Raw genomic sequence first — 19,705 nt, 5'->3', positions numbered from 1 at the left:
CCCGCGGGGCCTCTCAGCCCGCGAACGCTGGCTGCGCCACCCCCTTCCCCGCGCCCGGGACCACCAGGAGTGAGCCCGCCAGGGGGTGCGGGGACGGCAGGCCCACGCGGGCCGTGGTGATGTAGAGGTCGGTCAGGTCCGGGCCGCCGAAGGCGCAGGCCGTCACCCGGGGGACCGGGAGGGGGATGACGCGGTCCAGGGCGCCCGTGGGGGTGTAGCGGTGGACGGCCGCGCCGTCCCAGAGGGCGACCCAGACGCAGCCCTCGGCGTCGACCGTCAGGCCGTCGGGGTAGCCCGCGCCGTCCGGGAGTTCGGCGAGCGGGCGGCGGTTGGTCACCTCGCCCGCATCGTGGTCGAAGACGTCGATCCGGCGGGTCGGGGTGTCGATGTAGTACATGAGGCGGCCGTCCGGGCTCCAGCCCGTGCCGTTGCTCACCGTCACGTCGTCGAGGACCGGCGTGACCGAGCCGTCGCCGGTGTAGCGGGTCAGCGTGCCACCGCCCACCGCCTCGTCGTACCGCATCGTGCCCGCCCACAGCGAACCGTCCGGGGCCACCGCGGCGTCGTTGGCGCGGCGGCCCGGCACCGGCTCGTGGTGCAGCCAGCGGAAGGAGTCGTCGGGGTCGAGGAGGCCGACCCCGTCCCGCAGGTTCAGCACCAGGCCCCCGCCCGCGCGGGGCTTCACCGCGCCCACGTGCTGGTCCGTGCGGCGGACGCCGCGCGCGCCCGTCGCCGGGTCGAAGCCGTACACCCGCGAGCCCAGGATGTCGATCCACAGCAACCGCCCCGTCGCCGCGTCCCACGTCGGGCCCTCGCCCAGCTGTGCCTGCGCGCGCACCGCCACCTCGTAGCTCATGCCACGCTCCGGTGGCCGAGGCGCTCCGACAGGTCGGCGGCGCCCTTCGCGGCGAGTTGCTCCAGCTCCACCCGGCGCTCGTCGCTCCACCGGATCATCGGCACGGAGATGGACAGTGCCGCCACGACCCTCCCGGTACGGTCCCGGACCGGCGCCGCCACACAGGAGACGTCGGGGTTGGACTCCCGGCTCTCCACGGCGATGCCCCGCTCCCGGATTTCCGAAAGGGTCTCCCGCAGCGCGCCCGGGTCGGTGATGCTGTTCGGGGTCATCGCGACCAGCTCGGCCCCGTCGGGGATCCGGGAGGTGAGTTCCGGCTCGGGGAGGGAGGCCAGCAGCATCTTGCCCACGGAGGTGCAGTGCGCCGGAAGCCTGCGGCCCGCGGCGGACACCATGCGCACGGCGTGCGTGGAGTCCACCTTGGCGATGTAGATGACGTCCGTGCCCTCCAGGATCGCCACGTGCACCGTCTCGTCACAGGTCTCGGCGACCGAGCGGGCCACCTGCTGGCCCTCGGCGGCGAGATCGAGCTGTTCGGCGTAGCGGCTGCCGAGCTGGTACGGGCGTACGCCCAGCCGGTAGCGGCCGGGCTGGCCGGGCACCGGGACGATGTACGCCCGCGCGGCGAGCGTGGTGACCAGCTCGTGCACGGTCGTGCGCGGCAGTTGCAGCCTGCGCACGATGTCGGGGGCGGAGAGCGTGCCGTCCCCGTCGAGGAACAGCTCAAGGATGTCGAGAGCCCGGGTCACGGCGGGTACGAGACGTCCCACGACCGGCCCCCCTTCTGTCGGAGAGAACGTGTAGCCCCACCGCCGGTTGTTCGATATTTCAACTGACGGTCGGAATCGCGAACACAGGCTACTCATGGAGTCTTTGCCGGGGCAATGGCCCGGTGAGCCCCAAACGACAGGCGCTAGCCCTCCCGCAGGCACCCGAACGCCGCCCGCAGCAGATCCGGCGCCGCCTCCGGCCCCCGCTCGCCCTCCGGCAGTACCGCGTACGCGAACAGCGCCGACCGCATCGCCCCCACCGCCGCCCGCGCCAGCACCGCCGCCCGCAGCGCGACGGCGTCCTCCGGCTCCCCCGCCCCCGACAGCCGCTCCTCCAGCGCCCCGGCGAGCCCCTCCTCGAACTGGGTCAGCACCGGCAGGAACTGCCGCACCGGCTGCCCGGGGAACCGCTGCGGCGGACCGCTGAACATCAGCCCCACCCCACGGTCGGCGATCAGCTCCAGCGCGGCGCCCAGGACGGCGTCGTACGGGCCCTCCCCGGCGGGGCGGGCGACGACGATGGAGCGCATCACGGGGATGAGGTCCAGCACCTCGTCGAGGACCAGGTCCTCCTTGGAGGGGAAGTAGCGGAAGAAGGTCCGCTCCGTGACCCCGGCCGCCGCCGCGATGTCCCGCACGGTGGTGTGCGTGTAGCCGCGCTCCTCGAACATGCGGTGCGCGGCGTCCTGGAGCGCCTTGCGGGTCGCCGCCTTGTGGGCCTCGCGCCGCCCCCGCGGCTGACGTACTCCCTGCGACTCGACGGTTGACATGTGAGGAGTATCGCAGGCCGAAAAGCGACGGGAAAGAATCTGTCAGTCATGACACTTTGACTATGCTGTCAGTCATGACACTTCTGCGGATGAGGCGCGTGTCCCGCCGGGGGCGCCTGGTGGCCCTCGGAGTGATCGGTGCGGTGCTGGTCACCGGGGGCGTCGCGGAGGCCGTGGCACGGCACAGCGCGGCGGACCGGTTCGCGGACCGGATGGAGCGCCGCCTGCACACCGGCATCGACGTCGGCTTCGGACCCACGCCCGTGATGCTGCAACTGGCCCGCGGCACCTTCCCGCGGGTGGAGGTTTCCGGACAGGACGCGACGTTCCGGCGGTTCAGCGGGGTGGACCTGGAGGCCGAGCTGGACGACGTGGTCCGCACCGGCGACGGCCTGTCGGTGCGCGACTCGCGGGTCACCGCCGAGCTGCCGCACGACGCCCTGACGGCCGCGCTCGGCACGGTGACGGACGGGGCGATGGGCGGGGCGGCGGCCGTGACGACGGATCCGGCCACCGGTGAGCTGGTGGTGGTCGCCGGTCCGGCCGGACGGATCACCATCGGGTTCCGGCCGGTCCTGCACCAGGACAAGGAGTCCATCCGGTTCGAGCGCACGGAGGTCCGCATCGGCGACCGCGTGGTGCCACCGGGCCTCGCCGACCAACTGCTGCAGAACGCCACTCCCCAAGAGGTCGACCTGACCGGACTGCCACTCGGCCTGGAGCCCGACCGGCTCTCCGTCACCTCGACCGGGCTGCGCCTGGACCTGACGGGCGGCAGGTCGACCGTGAAGGCGTGACCCTCCCGGGCCCGGCTCCCGGCTCCCTCCTCCCTCCCTCCCTCCCCCAAGCCCCCTTCTGCCACCACTGCACAAGGAGCACTCCCGTGGCGACATGGCTCTACCGGCTCGGCATCGGCGCGCACCGCCGACGGCGGCTCGTCCTGGCGGCCTGGCTGGCCGTGCTGACGGCGGCCGTGGCCTGCCTCGTCGTGCTGGGCGGCAAGCTCGACAACGAGTTCACCATCCCGGGGTCGGAGTCCCAGCAGGCGCAGGACACCATGGCCGAGGACTTCCCGGCCGCCGCCGGGACCAGCGCGCAGATCGTGTTCACCGCGCCCGAGGGGCAGACGGTCACCGGTCAGCGGACCGCCGCCGGGATCCAGCGCACCCTCGCGGCGGCGCAGGACGCGCCGCAGGTCGCCGCGGTGATCCCGCCCGACCGGGCGGGCACCGTCACCCCGGACGGCCGGACCGCGCTCGCCCAGGTCAACTACGACGTCGACCGCGCCGACCTCGACGACGGCACCCTGGACGCGCTGGAGGAGACCACCGGGGCAGCCGAGGAGGCGGGGCTCGAGGTCTCGGTCGGCGGACAGGCGTACGGCAACGGCGTGCTGACCCCGACCGTGCTCGAACTGCTCGGTGTGGCCGTCGCGTTGGGCGTGCTGGTGATCACCTTCGGGTCGCTGCTGGCGGCCGGGATGCCGCTGCTGACCGCCTTCGTGGGGATCGGCATCGCCCTCGCCGGACTGCTGACGGTGTCGAACGGGGTGACGGTCTCCTCCACCGCGCTCAGCCTGGCGCTGATGCTGGGGCTCGCGGTCGGCATCGACTACGCCCTGTTCGTGCTGTCCCGGCACCGCGGCCAGCTCGCCCGGGGCATGACGCCGGAGGAGTCGGCGGGGCGCGCGGTGGGCACGGCGGGCAGCGCCGTGGTCTTCGCCGGGACGACGGTCGTCATCGCGCTGGTGGGGCTGACCGTCGTCGGCATCCCGTTCCTGACGGTGATGGGCCTGAGCGCCGCGGTGACGGTACTGATCGCCGTACTCGTCGCGGTCACACTGCTGCCCGCGCTGTTCGGCTTCGCGGGCGACCGGCTCACCCCGCGCCCGGACTCCCGGGCGGCACGGCGCGCGGCGCGGGAGGAGGAGCAGGAGAGCCGCGAGACCTCCGGCGACGGCGAAACCGGCGCAGCAAAGGACACGGCGAAGCCCCCCGCCCCCGTGATGGGCAAGCGCTGGGCCCAGTTCGTCACCCGTCGCCCCCTCCTCGTCCTCCTCGGCACCGTCGCCGCCCTGGTCACCCTGGCGATCCCCGCCGCCGACCTGCGTCTCGCCCTGCCCGACAACGGCTCGGCCGCGCACGACACCTCGCAGCGGGAGACGTACGACACCGTCGAGGACGCGTTCGGCCCCGGCTTCAACGGGCCGCTGCTGGTGCTGGCCGAGGCGGACGCGCGGGGCGAGGCCGGGCAGCGGCAGACGGCGGCCGTGGCGCAGCGGTTGCAGCAACTGCCGGACGTGGTCAGGGTCTCCCCGCCGCAGTACGCGCCGGAATCCGGGCGGGCGGTGATCCAGGTGGTGCCCGACGGTGGTCCGCAGGACGAGTCCACCCAGGATCTGGTGGACGCGATCCGCGCCGACGCGGGCACGATCGAGCGGGAGACCGGGGCTGCGGTGTCGGTCACCGGCACCACGGCGATCGGGATCGACGTGTCCGACCGGCTCACCGAGTCCCTGGTGCCGTTCGCGGCGGTCGTCGTCGGGCTGTGCCTGGTCCTGCTGCTGTTGGTCTTCCGTTCGCTGGTGGTGCCGGTGAAGGCCACCGCGGGCTTCCTGCTGTCGGTCGCGGCGTCGTTCGGCGCGGTGGTGGCCGTCTTCCAGTGGGGGTGGCTGGCCGACGCGCTGGGGGTGGCCAGGACCGGGCCCGTGGTCAGTTTCCTGCCGATCGTGCTGATGGCGGTCCTCTTCGGACTCGCCATGGACTACGAGGTGTTCCTGGTCTCCGGGATGCGTGAGGAGTGGGTGCGCGGGGGCAGGGCACGGGAGGCGGTGGTCGAGGGGGCCGGGCACGCCTCGCGGGTGGTGACGGCGGCGGCGCTGATCATGTTCTTCGTCTTCGCCAGCTTCGTGACCTCGGAGGACGCCATCGTCAAACCGATCGCGTTCTCGCTGGCGTTCGGGGTGCTCGTGGACGCCTTCGTGGTCCGGATGACGCTCGTACCGGCGGTGCTGGCCATGGTGGGGCGCGGCGCGTGGTGGCTGCCGCGGGCGCTGGAGCGGGCGTTGCCCGACCTGGATATCGAGGGGGCCCGGCTGGAAACCTCACGGCAGAAAGCCGACGAGCCTGTGGCCGAATTCACCAGGCGCTAATTCCAGACAGAAAAAGGCGTTCAACCGGCTCATCTTCCGGGGTTACCCGGAGGATGAGCCGACGTTTTTTCGTCCTCAGTGTTACCAGCGAGGAAATTAACTCCGGAACATTTGATTCCGCCTGGCGGGCTGTGTTTGACTGACAACACGGAGCACATCCGGCAGTCACTTGCCGCGCCCGTTGCGCCTGGGCAATGATGCCCGGCTGGCCTGCGCAAAGACGCTTGGGCCCGACCATGCACGATTCCCTATCCCAACCCTCAAAGGGCCATTTTCGGCTGCCTTCGCAGCTGCCCTAAGTAAAGGAATCAGCATGCAACTCGAAGAAAAGCTCGCCCCGGCCCCGCATGGCCTGCGGGCCGCCGCCCGCCCGGTCATCACCGGTTCCTCGCATTCCTTTCCCAGCACCCGTTCCAGCCAGGAGGAACTCTGGCAGGACTTTTTCCACGAGCACTACGACGGCTTTCCGCTGGCCCGCCGGATATTCGAGAATTCCGGCATCAGCTCCCGCGCCACGGCCGTGGACCCGCGCAGTGAGCGGGAGGTGTCCGGCTGGAGCACCGGCCAGCGCATGGAGCGCTACATAGAGGAGGCGGTCCCGCTCGGGATGCGCACCGTCACCGCCGCCCTGGACTCCGCCGGGCTCGACCCGCAGGACGTGGGCCTGCTCGCCGTCGCCTCCTGTACCGGCTACACCACCCCGGGCCTGGACTTAAGGCTCGCCGACCAGCTGGGCATGAGCAGCAGGGTCCAGCGGCTGTTCATCGGCCACATGGGCTGCTACGCGGCCGTGCCGTCGCTGGGTGCCGTCTCCGACTTCGTCGCCTCGCGCGGGCGTCCGGCGGTGCTGCTGTGCCTGGAGCTGACGTCGCTGCACGTCCAGCCGCCCACCCGGGACATGGAACAGATCGTGGCGCACGCGCTGTTCGCCGACGCCGCCGCCGCGGTCGTCCTGGAGCCGGACGCGGGCAGCGGCTTCGAGGTCATCGACGTCGTCGCCGTCACCGACCACAGCACCGCCGACCTGATGAGCTGGCAGATCACCGACCTCGGCTTCAAGATGGGCCTGTCGCCCAAGGTCCCGGACATGCTCGCCAACCACGTCGGCGACGTCATCCGCGACCAGCTCCTCGCCCCGCACGGGCTCACCCCCGAGGAGGTCACCGGCTGGGCGGTGCACCCCGGCGGCAAGCGCATCCTCGAAGTCGTCGGCGAGCGGCTCGCCCTGCCCGACGACGCCCTCGACGCCTCCTACGGCGTCCTCGACGAGTGCGGCAACTGCTCCTCGCCGACCGTGCTGATGGTCCTGGAACGGCTGCCGAAGAACGACGGCCCCGTGGTCGCGATGGCCTTCGGCCCCGGCCTCACCCTCTACGCGGCCCTCCTGCGGCGTTCCTCCTGAACACCCCGGCCCGCACCCCCGCGGGACCTTCCAGGCACGACCCCCACGGATCAGCGCAGCCCGATTCACGGACGCACGGAAGGAACGGCTTCACCATGCCAAGCCCCATCGAGGCGCCCCCGGGCCAGGTCTTCGTCACCGGCACCGGCCGCTGCGGCTCCACCCTCGTCTCCGAACTGCTGCGGGAACACCCGCAGGTGCTCAGCCTCTCGGAACTCTTCAACCACCTCACCGACATGTACCGGATATCGGCGCGGGTCTTCCCCGAGGGCACCCTCTCCGGGCCGGAGTTCTGGCGGATCCTGTCCTCCCGCAACGCCGTCAACCGGCTGCTCACCGCGCACGGCATAGCGCCCAAGGAGATCCTCTACCCGGCCACCGCGGACGGTGCCCGGTTCAGCGCCGAGGACGGCATCCCCGCCCTGCTGCTGACCACGCTCCCGCACCTCACCGACACCCCCGACGCGCTCTACGACGAGATAGGGGCCGCCGTCCTGTCGTTCCCGGACGCCCCCGTCGCCGACCACTACGCGCTGCTGTTCTCCTGGCTGTGCGCCCGCTTCGGCAAGACGCTGTGGGCCGAACGCAGCGGCGGCTCGCTGATCCTCGCCGGGCAGTTCCGGGACCACTTCCCCGACGCCCGCTACCTCCACATCGTCCGCGACGGACGGGACTGCGCGCTGTCCATGAGCCGCCACACCGGCTTCCGGATGGCCGCCGTCGTCATGGCGCTGCACCTCACCCTGGGCCGCGACCCGTACGCCGAGCCGTCCGCCGACGACCTGCTGAAGGACGGCGAACTGGGCTTCGTACCCGAGGAGTTGCTGCCGTTCCTGCCGGACCGCTTCGACGCGGCGGCGGTGCGCGACTACCGCGTCCCGGTGTCGCTGTTCGGTACCTACTGGGCGGACGAGATGAAGCGCGGCATGGAGGCGATGTCGCTGCTGCCGCCGGAGAACGTGCTGCACGTGTGGTACGAGGACCTGCTCGCCGCGCCCGAGGAGACCCTGCACCGGATCGGCGCGTTCCTCGGGCCGGACTTCGTGGACGCCGAGTGGGAGGAGCGGTCCGCGGCCCGGGTCGGGCAGCCCTCGTCGTCCTGGCGGGACCTGCCGGAGGCCGAGCGGGAGGAGCTGGACCAGGCGTGCGCGCCCGGGTTCTCCACGCTCGCCGCGCACGGCGTCGTCCCCATGGCCGGTACCGCGGCGAGGAGCGGCGCATGAGTGCCCGGACACCGACGACCCGGGGCGGCACCGTCTGGCTGACCGGACTGCCCAGCTCCGGCAAGACCACCCTGGCGCAGGCCCTGGCCAGCCAGCTCACCCGCGAGGGCCACCGCGTGGAGGTCCTGGACGGCGACGAGATCCGCACCTTCCTCAGCGCCGGGCTCGGCTTCACCCGCGAGGACCGGGACACCAACGTGCAGCGCATCGGCCTGGTCGCCGAGGTGCTGGCGCGCAACGGGATCCTGGTGCTGGTGCCGGTCATCGCACCGTACGAGGACAGCCGGGAGGCGGTCCGCAAGCGGCACGAGGCCAGCGGCACCCCGTATCTGGAGGTCCATGTCGCCACGCCGCTCCAGGTGTGCGCGGTCCGCGACGTGAAGGGCCTGTACGCGCAGGCCCGCGCCGGGCGGCTGTCCGGGCTGACCGGCGTCGACGACCCGTACGAGCCGCCGCGCTCCCCGGACGCGCGGATCGAGACGCAACTGCACTCCGTGCCCGACTCGGTGGGACTGCTGCACGCGCTGATGGCGGAGAGGGGGCTGCTGTGACCGTCGTCGACACCCGGCCGGTGACCGGGCGCCTCGGGCACACCGAGGTGCTGGAGTCCGAGTCGGCATACATCTTCCGCGAGGTGGCGGGCGAGTTCGAGAAGCCGGTGCTGCTGTTCTCCGGTGGCAAGGACTCGGTGGTGATGCTGCACCTGGCGCTGAAGGCGTTCGCGCCCGCGCCGCTGCCGTTCGCGCTGCTGCACGTGGACACCGGGCACAACTTCCCCGAGGTGCTGGCGTACCGGGACCGGGTGGTGGCCGAGCACCAGCTCACCCTGCACGTGGCCTCCGTACAGGACTACATCGACCGCGGTGTGCTGCGCGAACGCCCCGACGGCACCCGCAACCCCCTCCAGACGCTGCCGCTGCTCGAGGCCATCACCGGGGGCGGCTTCGACGCCGTCTTCGGGGGCGGGCGGCGCGACGAGGAGAAGGCGCGCGCCAAGGAGCGGGTGTTCTCGCTGCGGGACGAGTTCGGCACCTGGGACCCGCGCAGACAGCGCCCCGAGCTGTGGCAGCTGTACAACGGGCGGCACCTGCCCGGCGAGCACGTGCGCGTGTTCCCGCTCTCCAACTGGACCGAGCTGGACGTGTGGCAGTACATCGCCCGCGAGCGCATCGAACTGCCGGAGATCTACTTCGCCCATGAGCGGGAGGTGTTCCTGCGCTCCGGCATGTGGCTGGCGCCCGGCGGCTGGGGCGGCCCCCGCGACGGCGAACCGGTGGAGAAGCGCCGGGTGCGCTACCGCACCGTCGGCGACATGTCGTGCACCGGCGCGGTCCTGTCCGAGGCGTCCGACGTCGCCGAGGTCATCACCGAGATCACCGCCTCCCGGCTCACCGAGCGCGGCGCCACCCGCGCCGACGACCGGCTGTCGGAGGCGGCGATGGAGGACCGCAAGCGGGAGGGCTACTTCTGAGATGACAGCCGACGCATTCGCCTACGGCCATCCCCCGCATGTCACCGCCGCCCTGATGATGCGCGGCATCTTCCAGGAGGCCAGGTCCCGGCTGACCGCCGGGTCCCCGGCCGCCGTACCGGAGGGACATCCGAACGCCATGCCCCAGCTCACCGAGGAACCCGAGGCGCCCGTCGCGGCGACCGAACCCGACCTGCTCCGCTGGGCCACCGCGGGCTCCGTGGACGACGGCAAGTCCACCCTCGTAGGACGGCTGCTGCACGACTCCAAGTCGGTCCTCGCCGACCAGTTGGAGGCGGTGGCGCGGGCGTCGTCCGGCGAGGGGCCCGATCTGGCGCTGCTCACGGACGGACTGCGCGCGGAACGCGAACAGGGCATCACCATCGACGTGGCGTACCGCTACTTCGCCACCCCGCGGCGCCGGTTCATCCTCGCCGACACCCCCGGCCATGTGCAGTACACCCGCAACATGGTCACCGGCGCCTCCACCGCCACGCTCACGGTGATCCTCGTGGACGCCCGCAAGGGCGTGGTGGAACAGACCCGGCGGCACGCGGCGGTCGCGGCGCTGCTGCGGGTGCCGCACGTGGTGCTGGCCGTCAACAAGATGGACCTGGTCGGCCACGAGGAGCGGGTGTTCGCCGCGACGGCCGAGGAGTTCACCCGTTTCGCCACGGGTCTCGGCATCCCGGACGTCACCGCGATCCCGATCTCCGCGCTCGCCGGTGACAACGTGGTCGAGCCGTCGACGCGCATGGACTGGTACAGCGGCCCGACGGTGCTGGAGCACCTGGAGACGGTGCCGGTGGCCGAGGAGGACGCGGCGACCCCCGCCCGCTTCCCCGTCCAGTACGTCATCCGCGCGGACGACGTACGCCGGTACGCCGGTCAGCTGGCCTCCGGCGAACTGCGCGTCGGCGACCGGGTCACCGTGCTCCCGTCCGGCCGCTCCACCACCGTCACCGGCATCGACGTCCTCGGCACGCCGTCGCAGTCGGCCCGCGCCCCGCAGTCCGCGGCGCTGCGGCTCGCCGACGACCTCGACATCTCCCGGGGCGACCTGCTGGTGCCCGCCCGGGCGCTGCCGACGGTCTCCCGGGACATCGAGGCGGCGGTCTGCCATCTGCACGAACGCCCCCTGCGCCCCGGCGACCACGTGCTCCTGAAGCACACCACGCGCACGGTCCGCGCGGTGGTCCGCCGGATCGCGGGCACCGGCCGCCTCGCCCTCAACGAGATCGGCCAGGTCCACCTGCGCACCGCCGAACCCCTCGCCTACGACCCCTACGCCACCAGCCGCCGCACCGGCTCGTTCGTCCTCATCGACCCGGGCGACGGCGCCACCCTCGCCGCGGGCATGACGGGCGAGACGGCCCCGGAGCTACCCGATGCGGCGACCTGACCACACCGGCGGGACACCGACGGAGCCGCCCCGGCCGCACCCGGGGCGTGCGGGGCGGCGCTCGTCGCTCGGGTTGCTCGGGCTGCTCATGGTGCTCGTCTGTCTCGCGGCGGGCGGGTGCGGCTACGGGTCCCGGGCGCCGGACGTCGCCGCGGTGCCGGAGTTCGTCGGGAGCGGGCCACCGTTGTCGACGGAGTCGGTGAGCGTCGGGTACTTCGCCAACATCACGCACGCGACCGCGCTGGCCGGGGTGCAGGAGGGGTTCTTCACCGAGGAACTGGGCGGGACCCGGCTGCGCACGCAGGTGTTCAACGGGGGGCCCGCGGCGCTGGAGGCGCTCAACGCCGGGGCCGTGGACATCGCGTGGATGGGCCCGTCCCCGGCCGTCAACGGCTATCTGCGCTCCCACGGCCGGGCCCTGCGGATCGTCTCGGGCGCCGCCTCCGGCGGAGTGGCCCTGGTCGTCGACCCGGACGCGGGGGCCGGGCGCGGCACCGACATCCGAGGGCTCAGGATCGCCACACCGGAGGCGGGCAACACGCAGGACGTGGCACTGCTGCACTGGATCAGGGAGCAGGGCTGGGAGGTGGACCCGCGCACCGGGCGCGGTGACGTGACGGTCGTACGGCAGTCCGTGAAGGAGATCCCGACCAGCTTCCGGCGCGGCGCGATCGACGGGGCGTGGGTGCCCGAGCCGGTGGCCGCGCTGCTGGTCGCGCAGGGCGGGCGGGTGGTCGTCGACGAGGCGGACCTGTGGGAGCGCGGCGCGTACGTCACCGCGCTCGTGGTCGTCTCGCCGTCCTTCCTCGCCGACCACCCCGACGTCGTGGAGGCCGTGCTGCGCGGCTCGGCGCGCACCAACGCCTGGCTGGCCGAGGACCCCCGGGCGGGCAAGGCGAGCGTGAACCGCGCCATCGACGCGCTGACCGGCAGGCCGATCGACGAGGACGTCCTGGACGCGGCCTGGGAGCGGGTCCGGCTCGGCGACGACCCGCTGGCCGCCACGCTGGCCGAGCAGGCGGACCGCGCGGAGGACCTGGACCTGCTGGGCCCCGAGGGCCGCTCGACCGGCCCCTCGGCCGAGGACCTGCGCGGCGCCTTCGACCTGCGCGCGCTGAACCGGGTGCGCGCGGGCCTCGGCGAGCCACCCGTGTCCGACGCCGGGCTCGGCGTCCCGGCCGAGGGCGACTGACGACCACGTACTTCTTACTCAGCAAGGGAATGGATGTCATGTCAGAAACGGTGGTGCGTTCCGGTGCGCCGGTCCGCCTCCTCGCCCCGGCCGACGCGGGCCAGCCCGCCGTACGCCTCGCCCATGTCTCCAAGTGGTTCGAGCGCGGCGGACGCCGCCAGACCGTCCTGGACGACATCGAACTGACCGTGCGCCGTGGCGAGTTCCTCTGTGTGCTCGGCGCCTCCGGCTGCGGCAAGTCCACCCTGCTCAACCTGGTGGCGGGCCTGGACGCGCCGTCCGCGGGCAACATCGAGGTGCCCGGCGGGCGGCGGCCCGCGCTGATGTTCCAGGAGCACGCCCTGTTCCCCTGGCTGACCGCCGGACGGAACGTCGAACTCGCCCTGCGCCTGCGCGGCGTCCCGCGCCGGGAGCGGTCCGGGCGGGCCCGGCACCTGCTGGAGCTGGTGCGGCTGAAGGACGCCTACGGCAAGCGCGTGCACGAGCTGTCCGGCGGTATGCGCCAGCGGGTGGCGCTGGCCCGGGCGCTCGCCCAGGACGGTGACGTGCTGCTGATGGACGAGCCGTTCGCCGCGCTGGACGCGATCACGCGGGACGTGCTGCACGAGGAGCTGACCCGCATCTGGTCCGAGAAGGACCTGACCGTCGTCTTCGTCACCCACAACGTCCGCGAGGCCGTCCGGCTCGGCGAGCGGGTGGTGCTGATGTCGTCGCGGCCGGGGCGCGTCGCCCGCGAGTGGAGCGTGTCCGACGCCCCGGAGACCGCCCTGACCGGCGCGGTCACCGACGCGCTGAGGGAGGAGATACGACGCCATGGGCGCCGGTGAGACGGTGGCGCCGCGGGCCCCGGAGCGGGAGACGGCCGCGGTCGAGGCGGGCCTCGACGCTCTCGACAGCGCCCCGGCCGGGAGCGGCCGGATGCCGCTGGGGCGGCTGCTGTGGGAGCGGGTGCTGCCGCCGCTGGCCGCCGCCGTCGTCGTACTGCTGCTCTGGCAGGCGGCGTACGAGGCCGAGCTGAAGCCGGACTATCTGCTGCCGTCGCCCGCCGACGTGTGGCGGGCGCTGAGCGACCAGTGGTACGAGGGGACCCTGTTCTCCACCGTGTGGACCAGCATGGAGCGCGGCGCCCTCGGGTTCGCCGTCGCCGTGGTCCTCGGCACCGCGCTGGGGCTGCTGCTCGGCGCGGTACGGCCGCTGAGGTTCGCGGTCGGACCGGTGCTGTCGGGGCTGCAGTCGCTGCCGTCGGTGGCGTGGGTGCCCGCGGCGGTGGTGTGGTTCGGGCTGACCGACGCCACCATCTACGCGGTGATCCTGCTGGGCGCGGTGCCGTCGATCGCCAACGGGCTGCTGTCCGGCGTCGACCAGGTGCCGCCGCTGTACCTGCGCGCCGGGCAGGTGCTGGGCGCTACCGGGCCCGCCCGGGTGCGGCACGTCCTGCTGCCCGCCGCGCTGCCCGGCTATCTCGCCGGGCTCAAACAGGGCTGGGCGTTCGCCTGGCGGTCCCTGATGGCCGCCGAGCTGATCGCCAGCTCGCCCGAACTGGGCCTGGGCCTGGGGCAGTTGCTGGAGAACGCCCGCTCCTACCAGGACATGGCACTGGTCCTCGCCACCATCGCGGAGATCCTCACCGTCGGCATCGCGGTCGACCTGCTGGTCTTCGCGCCGCTGGAGCGCCGGGTGCTGCGCTCCCGGGGCCTGGCGGGGGCGCGTTCCTGAACCGCCCGCGCCCCTCGAACGAGCGCCCCGGGAGCGGCCTCCCCCGTCCGCACCCGGGGCGCTCCCCCACCGCTTCTGCTGTACTGACGAGATGAGCATGACGGCCTCCTCCGCACCGTCGTGGCTGCTGCGGCTGCACCCGTCCGGGCCGCCGCCCGAACCGGCGTGCTCGCCCGAGACGGTGGCCGCCGCGCGGGAGCGGCTGGGTCCGGGGCCGGTCGGCTGGGCGGTGGAGGTGGCGCGGGAGATGGCCGCGGACATCGTGCGGCAGGTGCCCGAGCACGGCGGTCCTGGCGCGTACCCGCCGTTCCAGCGGGCGGTGGAGGCGACCGTGCTGATCGCGCTGCGCGGCCTGCTCACCGAGCCGGAGCCCGCCGCCGCGCTGGTCGCGCCGGAGGCCGTCGCCTCCAACTCCCAACTGGCCCGGCAGAACGTCCCCCTGGACCGGGTGCTGCGGGGCGTGCGGCTCGGCCACGCCCATCTGCACGGCCGTCTGCTGGCCGCGCTCGGCGAGGAGCCGGAGGACGTACGGGCCCTGGAGACCCACCGGATCAGCGAGTTGCTGTTCGTCTACGCCGACGTCCAGGCCAGCAGGCTCGCCGAGGAGTACGTCGCCGAGCGCGACCGGTGGCGGCGCGGCACCGAGGCGGCCCGGCGCCGCATCGTGACCGACGTGCTGGCCGGGCGGGCGGTCGGCGGGGCGGTCGCCGCGCGCACCCTGGGCTATGACCTGGCCCGCCACCACGCGGCGTTCATCATCACCTCCCCCGCGCCGGACCCGTCCGACGCCGCCGACGAACTGCGGCTGCTGGCCGCCGAGCTGTCCCGCGCGGCGGGCGCGGAGAACCTCCTCACCGTCACCGCGGGCGGCGGCGAGCTGTGGGCCTGGGCCTGCTGGCCCGCCGCCCCGGCCCGGCACACCCTCGCGCGCCTGCCCCGCCGGGTGCGCGAACGCAGCCCCCTGCGGGCCGCGCTGGGCCCGGTCGACTACGGCACCGAGGGCTTCCGGCGCAGCCACCGCGGCGCCCGCGAGGCGGAACGGGTGGCCCGCCTCGGCCGCACGGGCTGGCTGTGCGACTACGCCGAGGTGAGCACGGCCGCCCTGCTCACCGCCGACCCCGAACACGCCCGCTGGTTCGCCGCCCGGGTCCTCGGCCCGCTCGCCGCCGACGACGCGCGCACCCGTGAGCTGCGCGAGACCCTCCGCGTCTACCTGGCCGAGGGCCGCAGCCCGCAGAGCGCCGCCGAACGCCTCTTCGTCGCCCGCAACACGGTCACCTACCGCGTCCGCCGCGCCGTCGACCTCCTGGGCACCCCCCTGCACACGGACTGCCTGGAACTCCGCGTGGCCCTGGAGATCGCGCGGTTGCTGGGGCCGCGCTGAACGGTGCGGGGCCAAGTGACCGGGTGCGGGGGGCCGGGTGCCGGGCCGGGGTGACCGGGTGCGGGGGGCCCGGGTGACCGGGTGCGGAGGGCCCCGGTGCCGGGCCCGGTGACCGGGTGGCCGAAACCCCACCGCGCGGAAACGGGCTCCCCGTCCCAAGAAGCGGCGTGAGTTTGGGCGACCGGCCCAAAGCCCGGACCGGCCGCTCGAAGTTGACTGCTGAGTAGGGCGCCCCCAACGCCCCGCACCCGCAGCCCCGTACACACCTCACCCCTCCCTGGAATCGCCATGCCCGCATCCGTGTCCCCCCACACCACACCCGCCACCGCCGTCACCCGCCGCACCCTGCTGCGCGGCACCGCCGTCGCCGCCGCGACGGGCACGGCCCTGTGCCCGGCCACCGCGGCGGCGACCAGCCCGCCCACCGCCCCCCAGGCCTCCGGCACGGAACTGGTCCTCCTCGGCACCTGCGGCGGGCCGGTGCCCATGCACGGCCGGGCGGGCATCTCGTCCGCACTGGTCGTGGACGGGCGCGCCTATCTCGTCGACTGCGGTCCCGGCACCTTCGGGCGGTTCCCGCAGGCGTGGCTGACGCCCGACCAGCTCCAGGCGGTGTTCGTCACGCACCTGCACTCCGACCACCTCGCCGACCTGTATCCGCTGCTGTGGCTGCGCTTCGGCGGCTTTCAGTCACTCACGGCTCCCGTGCACCTGTACGGCCCCGGCTCGGCGGGCGCCCTGCCGGACATCTGGCCCGCGGGGCGCACCGTGCCGACGGTCAGCCCCGAGGTGCCCGCGCCCGGCCTGTCCGACCTGGTCGCCGGGCAGATCGCCGCGACCGCCTACGACATCAACGTGCGGATGCGCAGCGAGGGCTGGCCGGACATCCGGGACCTGGTCCGGGCGCACGACATCAGGCTCCCGGAGCGCACCCGGGCGGGCGCGGACGGGCCGGTGGCACCGCCGATGCGGCCGTTCGAGGTGATGCGGGACGACCGGGTACGGGTCACGGCCACGCTGGTGGAACACCCTCCCGTCTTCCCGTCGTACGCCTTCCGCTTCGACACCGCCGACGGCTCGGTGGTGTTCAGCGGGGACACCGCGCCGTGCCGGAACCTGGAGCGGCTGGCGCGCGGCGCGGACGTGCTGGTGCACGAGGTGATGGACCTGCCCACGCTCACCATGGCGGGGCTGCGGCCCGCCCAGCTGCGGCACATGGAGATCAGCCACACCGACGCCGTCCGCGTCGGCCGGGTCGCCGAGCGCGCCCGCTGCCGCACCCTGGTCCTGAACCACCTGGTCCCCGGCGCCACCAACGTCATCTCCGACGACACCTGGCACACGAAGGCGTCCCGCGGCTACTCGGGCCAGGTGGTCGTCGGCACCGACCTGACGCGCCTGCCGGTCGGCGCCCGGGCCCGCCGGGCGTGACCGTACCGGCCGCGCTAGTCCGGCCGCCCGGCCGGGCGGCGGGTGCCGGTGCGGGTGTGCCACGGGTGGTCGCCCGCCTTCGCGATCTCGCCGCGCAGTCGGCGGGCGCGGAGGACCAGTTCCAGTTCGAAGCGGCGGTCGGGGTCGTCGATGCCGTCGCCCCACAGTTCGCGGATCTGGCGCAGGCGGTAGCGGACCGTCTGCGGGTGGACGCCGAGGCGGGCCGCCACCTCCGGGGCCCCGCCCCGGGTCTCCAGCCAGGCCAGCAGGGTCTCCGCGAGCCGCCGCCCGTGCGTGGGCCCGCAGTGGGCGAGCGGGGCCAGACAGCGCGCGGCGAGATCGTCGAGGAGTTCCTCGGGCTGGAGCAGTACCAGCGCCTCGGTGTGCTCCGTACAGAACAGCACCTCACCGGCGGGCAGCAGCCCCCGCTCCATCAGCCGTACGGCGGCCTCGGCCCAGCGCAGCGACTTCGCCGCGTCGGCCAGCGGCACCGGCGGCCCGATCGCGCCCGCCCAGCCGCTCAGCGCGCGCTGGAGCAGCTCGGGTCGCCCGGCGGCGTCCGGCTCCGGCACCACCATCCGGGGCTGCTCGTACTCCAGGTCGAGCAGCACGCCCTGCCCGACCGCGGGCGCGACCGCCTCCCGCGCCGGGCGCAGCAGCACCCCGACCGCGACCTTGTCGGGCAGCGCCCAGCCGATCCGCGCGGCCCGCTCGACCAGCGCGTCGGCCGGGTCGCCGTGGTGCCGGTCGGCGAGCAGCAGCTCCAGCAGGCGGCGCTGGAGCCGCAGCCGTTCCCCGGCCTGGCGGGCGGCGGCCTCGGCATAGCCGCGCACCGACTGGTCGACGAGGCCGTCCAGGTACTCGTAGCCCGCGTCGACGAGTTCGTACATCGCGGGCGGCGGGATGTCCACGCGCTGCCCGATGTCGGCGAACCGGCGCCAGGCCAGCCGTACGCCCAGCCGGTAGATGGCCTGCAGGGAGTCCAGGCTGCGGCCGTTGTAGCCCTCGCCGCGGCCGAAGTCCTGGAAGACGCCCGGCGGCACGGTGGGCCCGCCGGTGGTGTGGTCGCTGTGCGCCAGATGCTGCACGAAGACCTCTATGGCACGGCGGATGCCGACCAGGGCCATCGGCTCGCCGTTCTCGTCGAGGACGACGGGCAGTTGGGGGTACTCGCGGCGGATCTCGCCCAGGATCTCCTCGGCGAGCGCGGGCGCCTCGGACATCGCGGTCGCCGCGAACCGGTGCACCTTCAGCCGGGGGACCTCTTGCCAGGCGGTACGGGATACGACGGTACGGGCCGTCACGGGTCAGTCCCCCCGACCCGCTTGCTCATAGGTGATCAGTGGCGTGTTGGGCTGCTCGGGCGTGGCATCGAGCAGCGCGACGATGCCGAGTGCGGCGCCCACGGCGAGGGCGACCGCGACCACGACGGTGGTGGCGGCGATCAGTCTGGACATCGCGGGGTCAGCCTCTCTGCTCCGGAGTTCGTCCCACCCCGGGTGCCCCACCCCTGCCTGTCGGCCCAGTGTCAAGGCGGGCCGTCAAGCAGTCAAGGGCGTCGCCCGGATGACCCACGCCCACGATGTGACGTGACGTCAGGTCCAACAGGGCCCGAAATTGTCACCCCGGTGAGTAGCCGTGGCGAACGGCTGGGCGAAAACTGTCCAACCCACCCCGGTCACAGACCGTCCACAGCACCCCCACAGCGATCATCCCCACGCCCCTGTCCCTCCCCCCACGCTGAGTTCCGCACCCTGACACGAGTTGGAGCGCACATGCCCCAGCACGTACCCCACCCGCTGCGCGCCGCACTCCCCCGGCCGCAGCTCCCACCGGCGCTCCCCCCACCTCCGCGCCGGATCGTCTTCCTCGCCCACCGGGACCTCGGCAACCCCGCCGCCGGCGGTTCCGAACTGCTCGTCGACCAGCTCGCCGAGGGCCTGACCCGCCTCGGGCACCAGGTCACCCTGCTCTGCGGCGGCCCCGCGGCCTTCCGTGACTACCGGGTCGTCTCCGCGGGCGGCGCCTACGGCCACTATCTGCGCGCCCGGTCCGCCTTCGCCCGCCAGGTCGGCGACTGCGACCTGCTGGTGGAGGTCTGCAACGGCATGCCCTACCTGTCTCCCCTGTGGCACCGCGGTCCCACCCTGTGCCTGGTCAACCATGTGCACACCGACCTGTGGAGGATGCGGTTCAGCGGCCCGCTCGCCCCGGCCGCCCGGATCGGCCGAAGACTCGAGCACTGGGCGCTGACCGGGGCACGGCCCAGCGGTCTGCTGGTCGCGGTCTCCCCCTCCACCGCGCACGCCCTGCGCGCGATCGGCGTCGAGCGGGACCGGATCCGGGTGGTGCACAACGGCGTGGCCGAGCCCGGCCCCCGCGCGGACCGCTCGCCCGAGCCGCTGTTCGTCGCGGTCGGCAGACTCGTCGAGTACAAGCGCGTCGACCTGCTGCTGCGGCTGTGGGAACGGGTACGGCCCGTCACCGGCGGACGGCTGCTGATCGTCGGCGACGGGCCCGAGCGGGAGCGGCTCGAACGGCTCGCCGGGCCCGGTGTGGAGTTCACCGGCCATGTCTCCGAGGCGGAGAAGCACCGGCTGCTGTGCGCGGCCTGGCTGCTGGTGCATCCGTCCGCGGTGGAGGGCTGGGGGCTGGTCGTCACCGAGGCGGCGGCCCGCGAGACGCCGACGGTGGCGTTCGACGTGCCCGGACTGCGGGATTCCGTCGTGGACGGTGAGACGGGGGTGCTGGCGTCCGGTGAGTCGTCGTTCGCCGCGGCGTGGTGCACGCTCGCGTTGTCCGGGCGGCGCAGGGAGCTGATGGGGAAGGCCGCGTGCGAGCGGGCGGCCCGGTATCGCTGGGAGCGGACGGTACGGAAGTTCCGGGCCGTGGCGGCGGAGGCGGTGCGGGGTTGGGCGCCGTGAACAGGGTGCGGGT

The 19,705-nt window shown here is 73.6% G+C and carries 18 protein-coding genes; 13 read left to right on the top strand and 5 right to left on the bottom strand.

The genetic code is table 11. The features are described 5' to 3' along the window. Positions 1 to 13 precede the first annotated feature (13 nt). The 3 genes from ACFVQG_RS14770 to ACFVQG_RS14760 all read right to left on the bottom strand — a co-directional run bounded on the left by ACFVQG_RS14770 (position 14) and on the right by ACFVQG_RS14760 (position 2,396). Positions 14 to 856, bottom strand: a complete 843-nt coding sequence (locus ACFVQG_RS14770) for an SMP-30/gluconolactonase/LRE family protein (protein ID WP_383381546.1) — start codon at positions 854 to 856, stop codon at positions 14 to 16. Further along, entirely contained in the window at positions 853 to 1,626 is a 774-nt protein-coding gene (locus tag ACFVQG_RS14765; protein ID WP_383381543.1) for an IclR family transcriptional regulator, read from the bottom strand. Before ACFVQG_RS14765 ends, ACFVQG_RS14770 begins: the two co-directional genes overlap by 4 nt. Positions 1,627 to 1,769: 143 nt before the next feature. Next, positions 1,770 to 2,396, bottom strand: a complete 627-nt coding sequence (locus ACFVQG_RS14760) for a TetR family transcriptional regulator (RefSeq protein ID WP_383381540.1) — start codon at positions 2,394 to 2,396, stop codon at positions 1,770 to 1,772. A gap of 74 nt (positions 2,397 to 2,470) precedes the next feature. Here ACFVQG_RS14760 and ACFVQG_RS14755 point away from each other — a divergent pair, with 74 nt between their 5' ends. From ACFVQG_RS14755 to ACFVQG_RS14700, 12 genes are all read left to right on the top strand, one after another. Beyond that, positions 2,471 to 3,193, top strand: a complete 723-nt coding sequence (locus ACFVQG_RS14755; RefSeq protein WP_383381537.1) for a DUF2993 domain-containing protein — start codon at positions 2,471 to 2,473, stop codon at positions 3,191 to 3,193. Positions 3,194 to 3,279: 86 nt separating this feature from the next. Continuing rightward, positions 3,280 to 5,547: an MMPL family transporter gene (locus tag ACFVQG_RS14750; RefSeq protein ID WP_383381534.1), complete on the top strand. Its 2,268-nt coding sequence runs from the start codon at positions 3,280 to 3,282 to the stop codon at positions 5,545 to 5,547. Positions 5,548 to 5,860: 313 nt separating this feature from the next. Next, the gene (locus ACFVQG_RS14745) at positions 5,861 to 6,949 is read left to right on the top strand and encodes a type III polyketide synthase (RefSeq protein ID WP_383381532.1); all 1,089 of its coding nucleotides are present in this window, start codon (positions 5,861 to 5,863) and stop codon (positions 6,947 to 6,949) included. Between the two features lie 95 nt (positions 6,950 to 7,044). Continuing rightward, positions 7,045 to 8,172, top strand: a complete 1,128-nt coding sequence (locus tag ACFVQG_RS14740) for a sulfotransferase family protein (RefSeq protein ID WP_383381528.1) — start codon at positions 7,045 to 7,047, stop codon at positions 8,170 to 8,172. After that, positions 8,169 to 8,723, top strand: a complete 555-nt coding sequence (cysC, locus tag ACFVQG_RS14735; protein ID WP_383381525.1) for an adenylyl-sulfate kinase — start codon at positions 8,169 to 8,171, stop codon at positions 8,721 to 8,723. Before ACFVQG_RS14740 ends, cysC begins: the two co-directional genes overlap by 4 nt. Further along, positions 8,720 to 9,643: a sulfate adenylyltransferase subunit CysD gene (cysD, locus tag ACFVQG_RS14730; RefSeq protein WP_383381522.1), complete on the top strand. Its 924-nt coding sequence runs from the start codon at positions 8,720 to 8,722 to the stop codon at positions 9,641 to 9,643. Before cysC ends, cysD begins: the two co-directional genes overlap by 4 nt. Before the next feature lie 139 nt (positions 9,644 to 9,782). Next, positions 9,783 to 11,045, top strand: a complete 1,263-nt coding sequence (locus ACFVQG_RS14725) for a sulfate adenylyltransferase subunit 1 (protein ID WP_383381744.1) — start codon at positions 9,783 to 9,785, stop codon at positions 11,043 to 11,045. Continuing rightward, on the top strand, positions 11,032 to 12,237 hold the full coding sequence (locus ACFVQG_RS14720; protein ID WP_383381519.1) for an ABC transporter substrate-binding protein: 1,206 nt from the start codon (positions 11,032 to 11,034) through the stop codon (positions 12,235 to 12,237). Before ACFVQG_RS14725 ends, ACFVQG_RS14720 begins: the two co-directional genes overlap by 14 nt. A gap of 38 nt (positions 12,238 to 12,275) precedes the next feature. Then, the gene (locus ACFVQG_RS14715; RefSeq protein WP_383381517.1) at positions 12,276 to 13,064 is read left to right on the top strand and encodes an ABC transporter ATP-binding protein; all 789 of its coding nucleotides are present in this window, start codon (positions 12,276 to 12,278) and stop codon (positions 13,062 to 13,064) included. Beyond that, entirely contained in the window at positions 13,051 to 13,953 is a 903-nt protein-coding gene (locus ACFVQG_RS14710) for an ABC transporter permease (RefSeq protein ID WP_383381514.1), read from the top strand. Before ACFVQG_RS14715 ends, ACFVQG_RS14710 begins: the two co-directional genes overlap by 14 nt. A gap of 91 nt (positions 13,954 to 14,044) precedes the next feature. Next, complete coding sequence (locus ACFVQG_RS14705) at positions 14,045 to 15,337, top strand: PucR family transcriptional regulator (protein WP_383381511.1); 1,293 nt, start codon at positions 14,045 to 14,047, stop codon at positions 15,335 to 15,337. Between the two features lie 288 nt (positions 15,338 to 15,625). After that, entirely contained in the window at positions 15,626 to 16,768 is a 1,143-nt protein-coding gene (locus ACFVQG_RS14700; protein ID WP_383381508.1) for an MBL fold metallo-hydrolase, read from the top strand. A 14-nt stretch (positions 16,769 to 16,782) separates the two neighbouring features. Here the strand turns inward: ACFVQG_RS14700 and ACFVQG_RS14695 are convergent, their stop codons facing one another. Continuing rightward, positions 16,783 to 18,072: a helix-turn-helix domain-containing protein gene (locus tag ACFVQG_RS14695; RefSeq protein ID WP_383381506.1), complete on the bottom strand. Its 1,290-nt coding sequence runs from the start codon at positions 18,070 to 18,072 to the stop codon at positions 16,783 to 16,785. Between the two features lie 3 nt (positions 18,073 to 18,075). Beyond that, positions 18,076 to 18,225, bottom strand: a complete 150-nt coding sequence (locus ACFVQG_RS14690) for a hypothetical protein (protein ID WP_383381503.1) — start codon at positions 18,223 to 18,225, stop codon at positions 18,076 to 18,078. A 318-nt stretch (positions 18,226 to 18,543) separates the two neighbouring features. Here ACFVQG_RS14690 and ACFVQG_RS14685 point away from each other — a divergent pair, with 318 nt between their 5' ends. Next, the gene (locus ACFVQG_RS14685; protein WP_383381500.1) at positions 18,544 to 19,692 is read left to right on the top strand and encodes a glycosyltransferase family 4 protein; all 1,149 of its coding nucleotides are present in this window, start codon (positions 18,544 to 18,546) and stop codon (positions 19,690 to 19,692) included. Positions 19,693 to 19,705 lie beyond the last annotated feature (13 nt).

The organism is Streptomyces sp. NPDC057877, assembly GCF_042796855.1.
In the GTDB taxonomy this organism is placed as follows: Bacteria; Actinomycetota; Actinomycetes; order Streptomycetales; family Streptomycetaceae; genus Streptomyces.
This window is presented reverse-complemented; position numbering and strand designations above follow the sequence as displayed.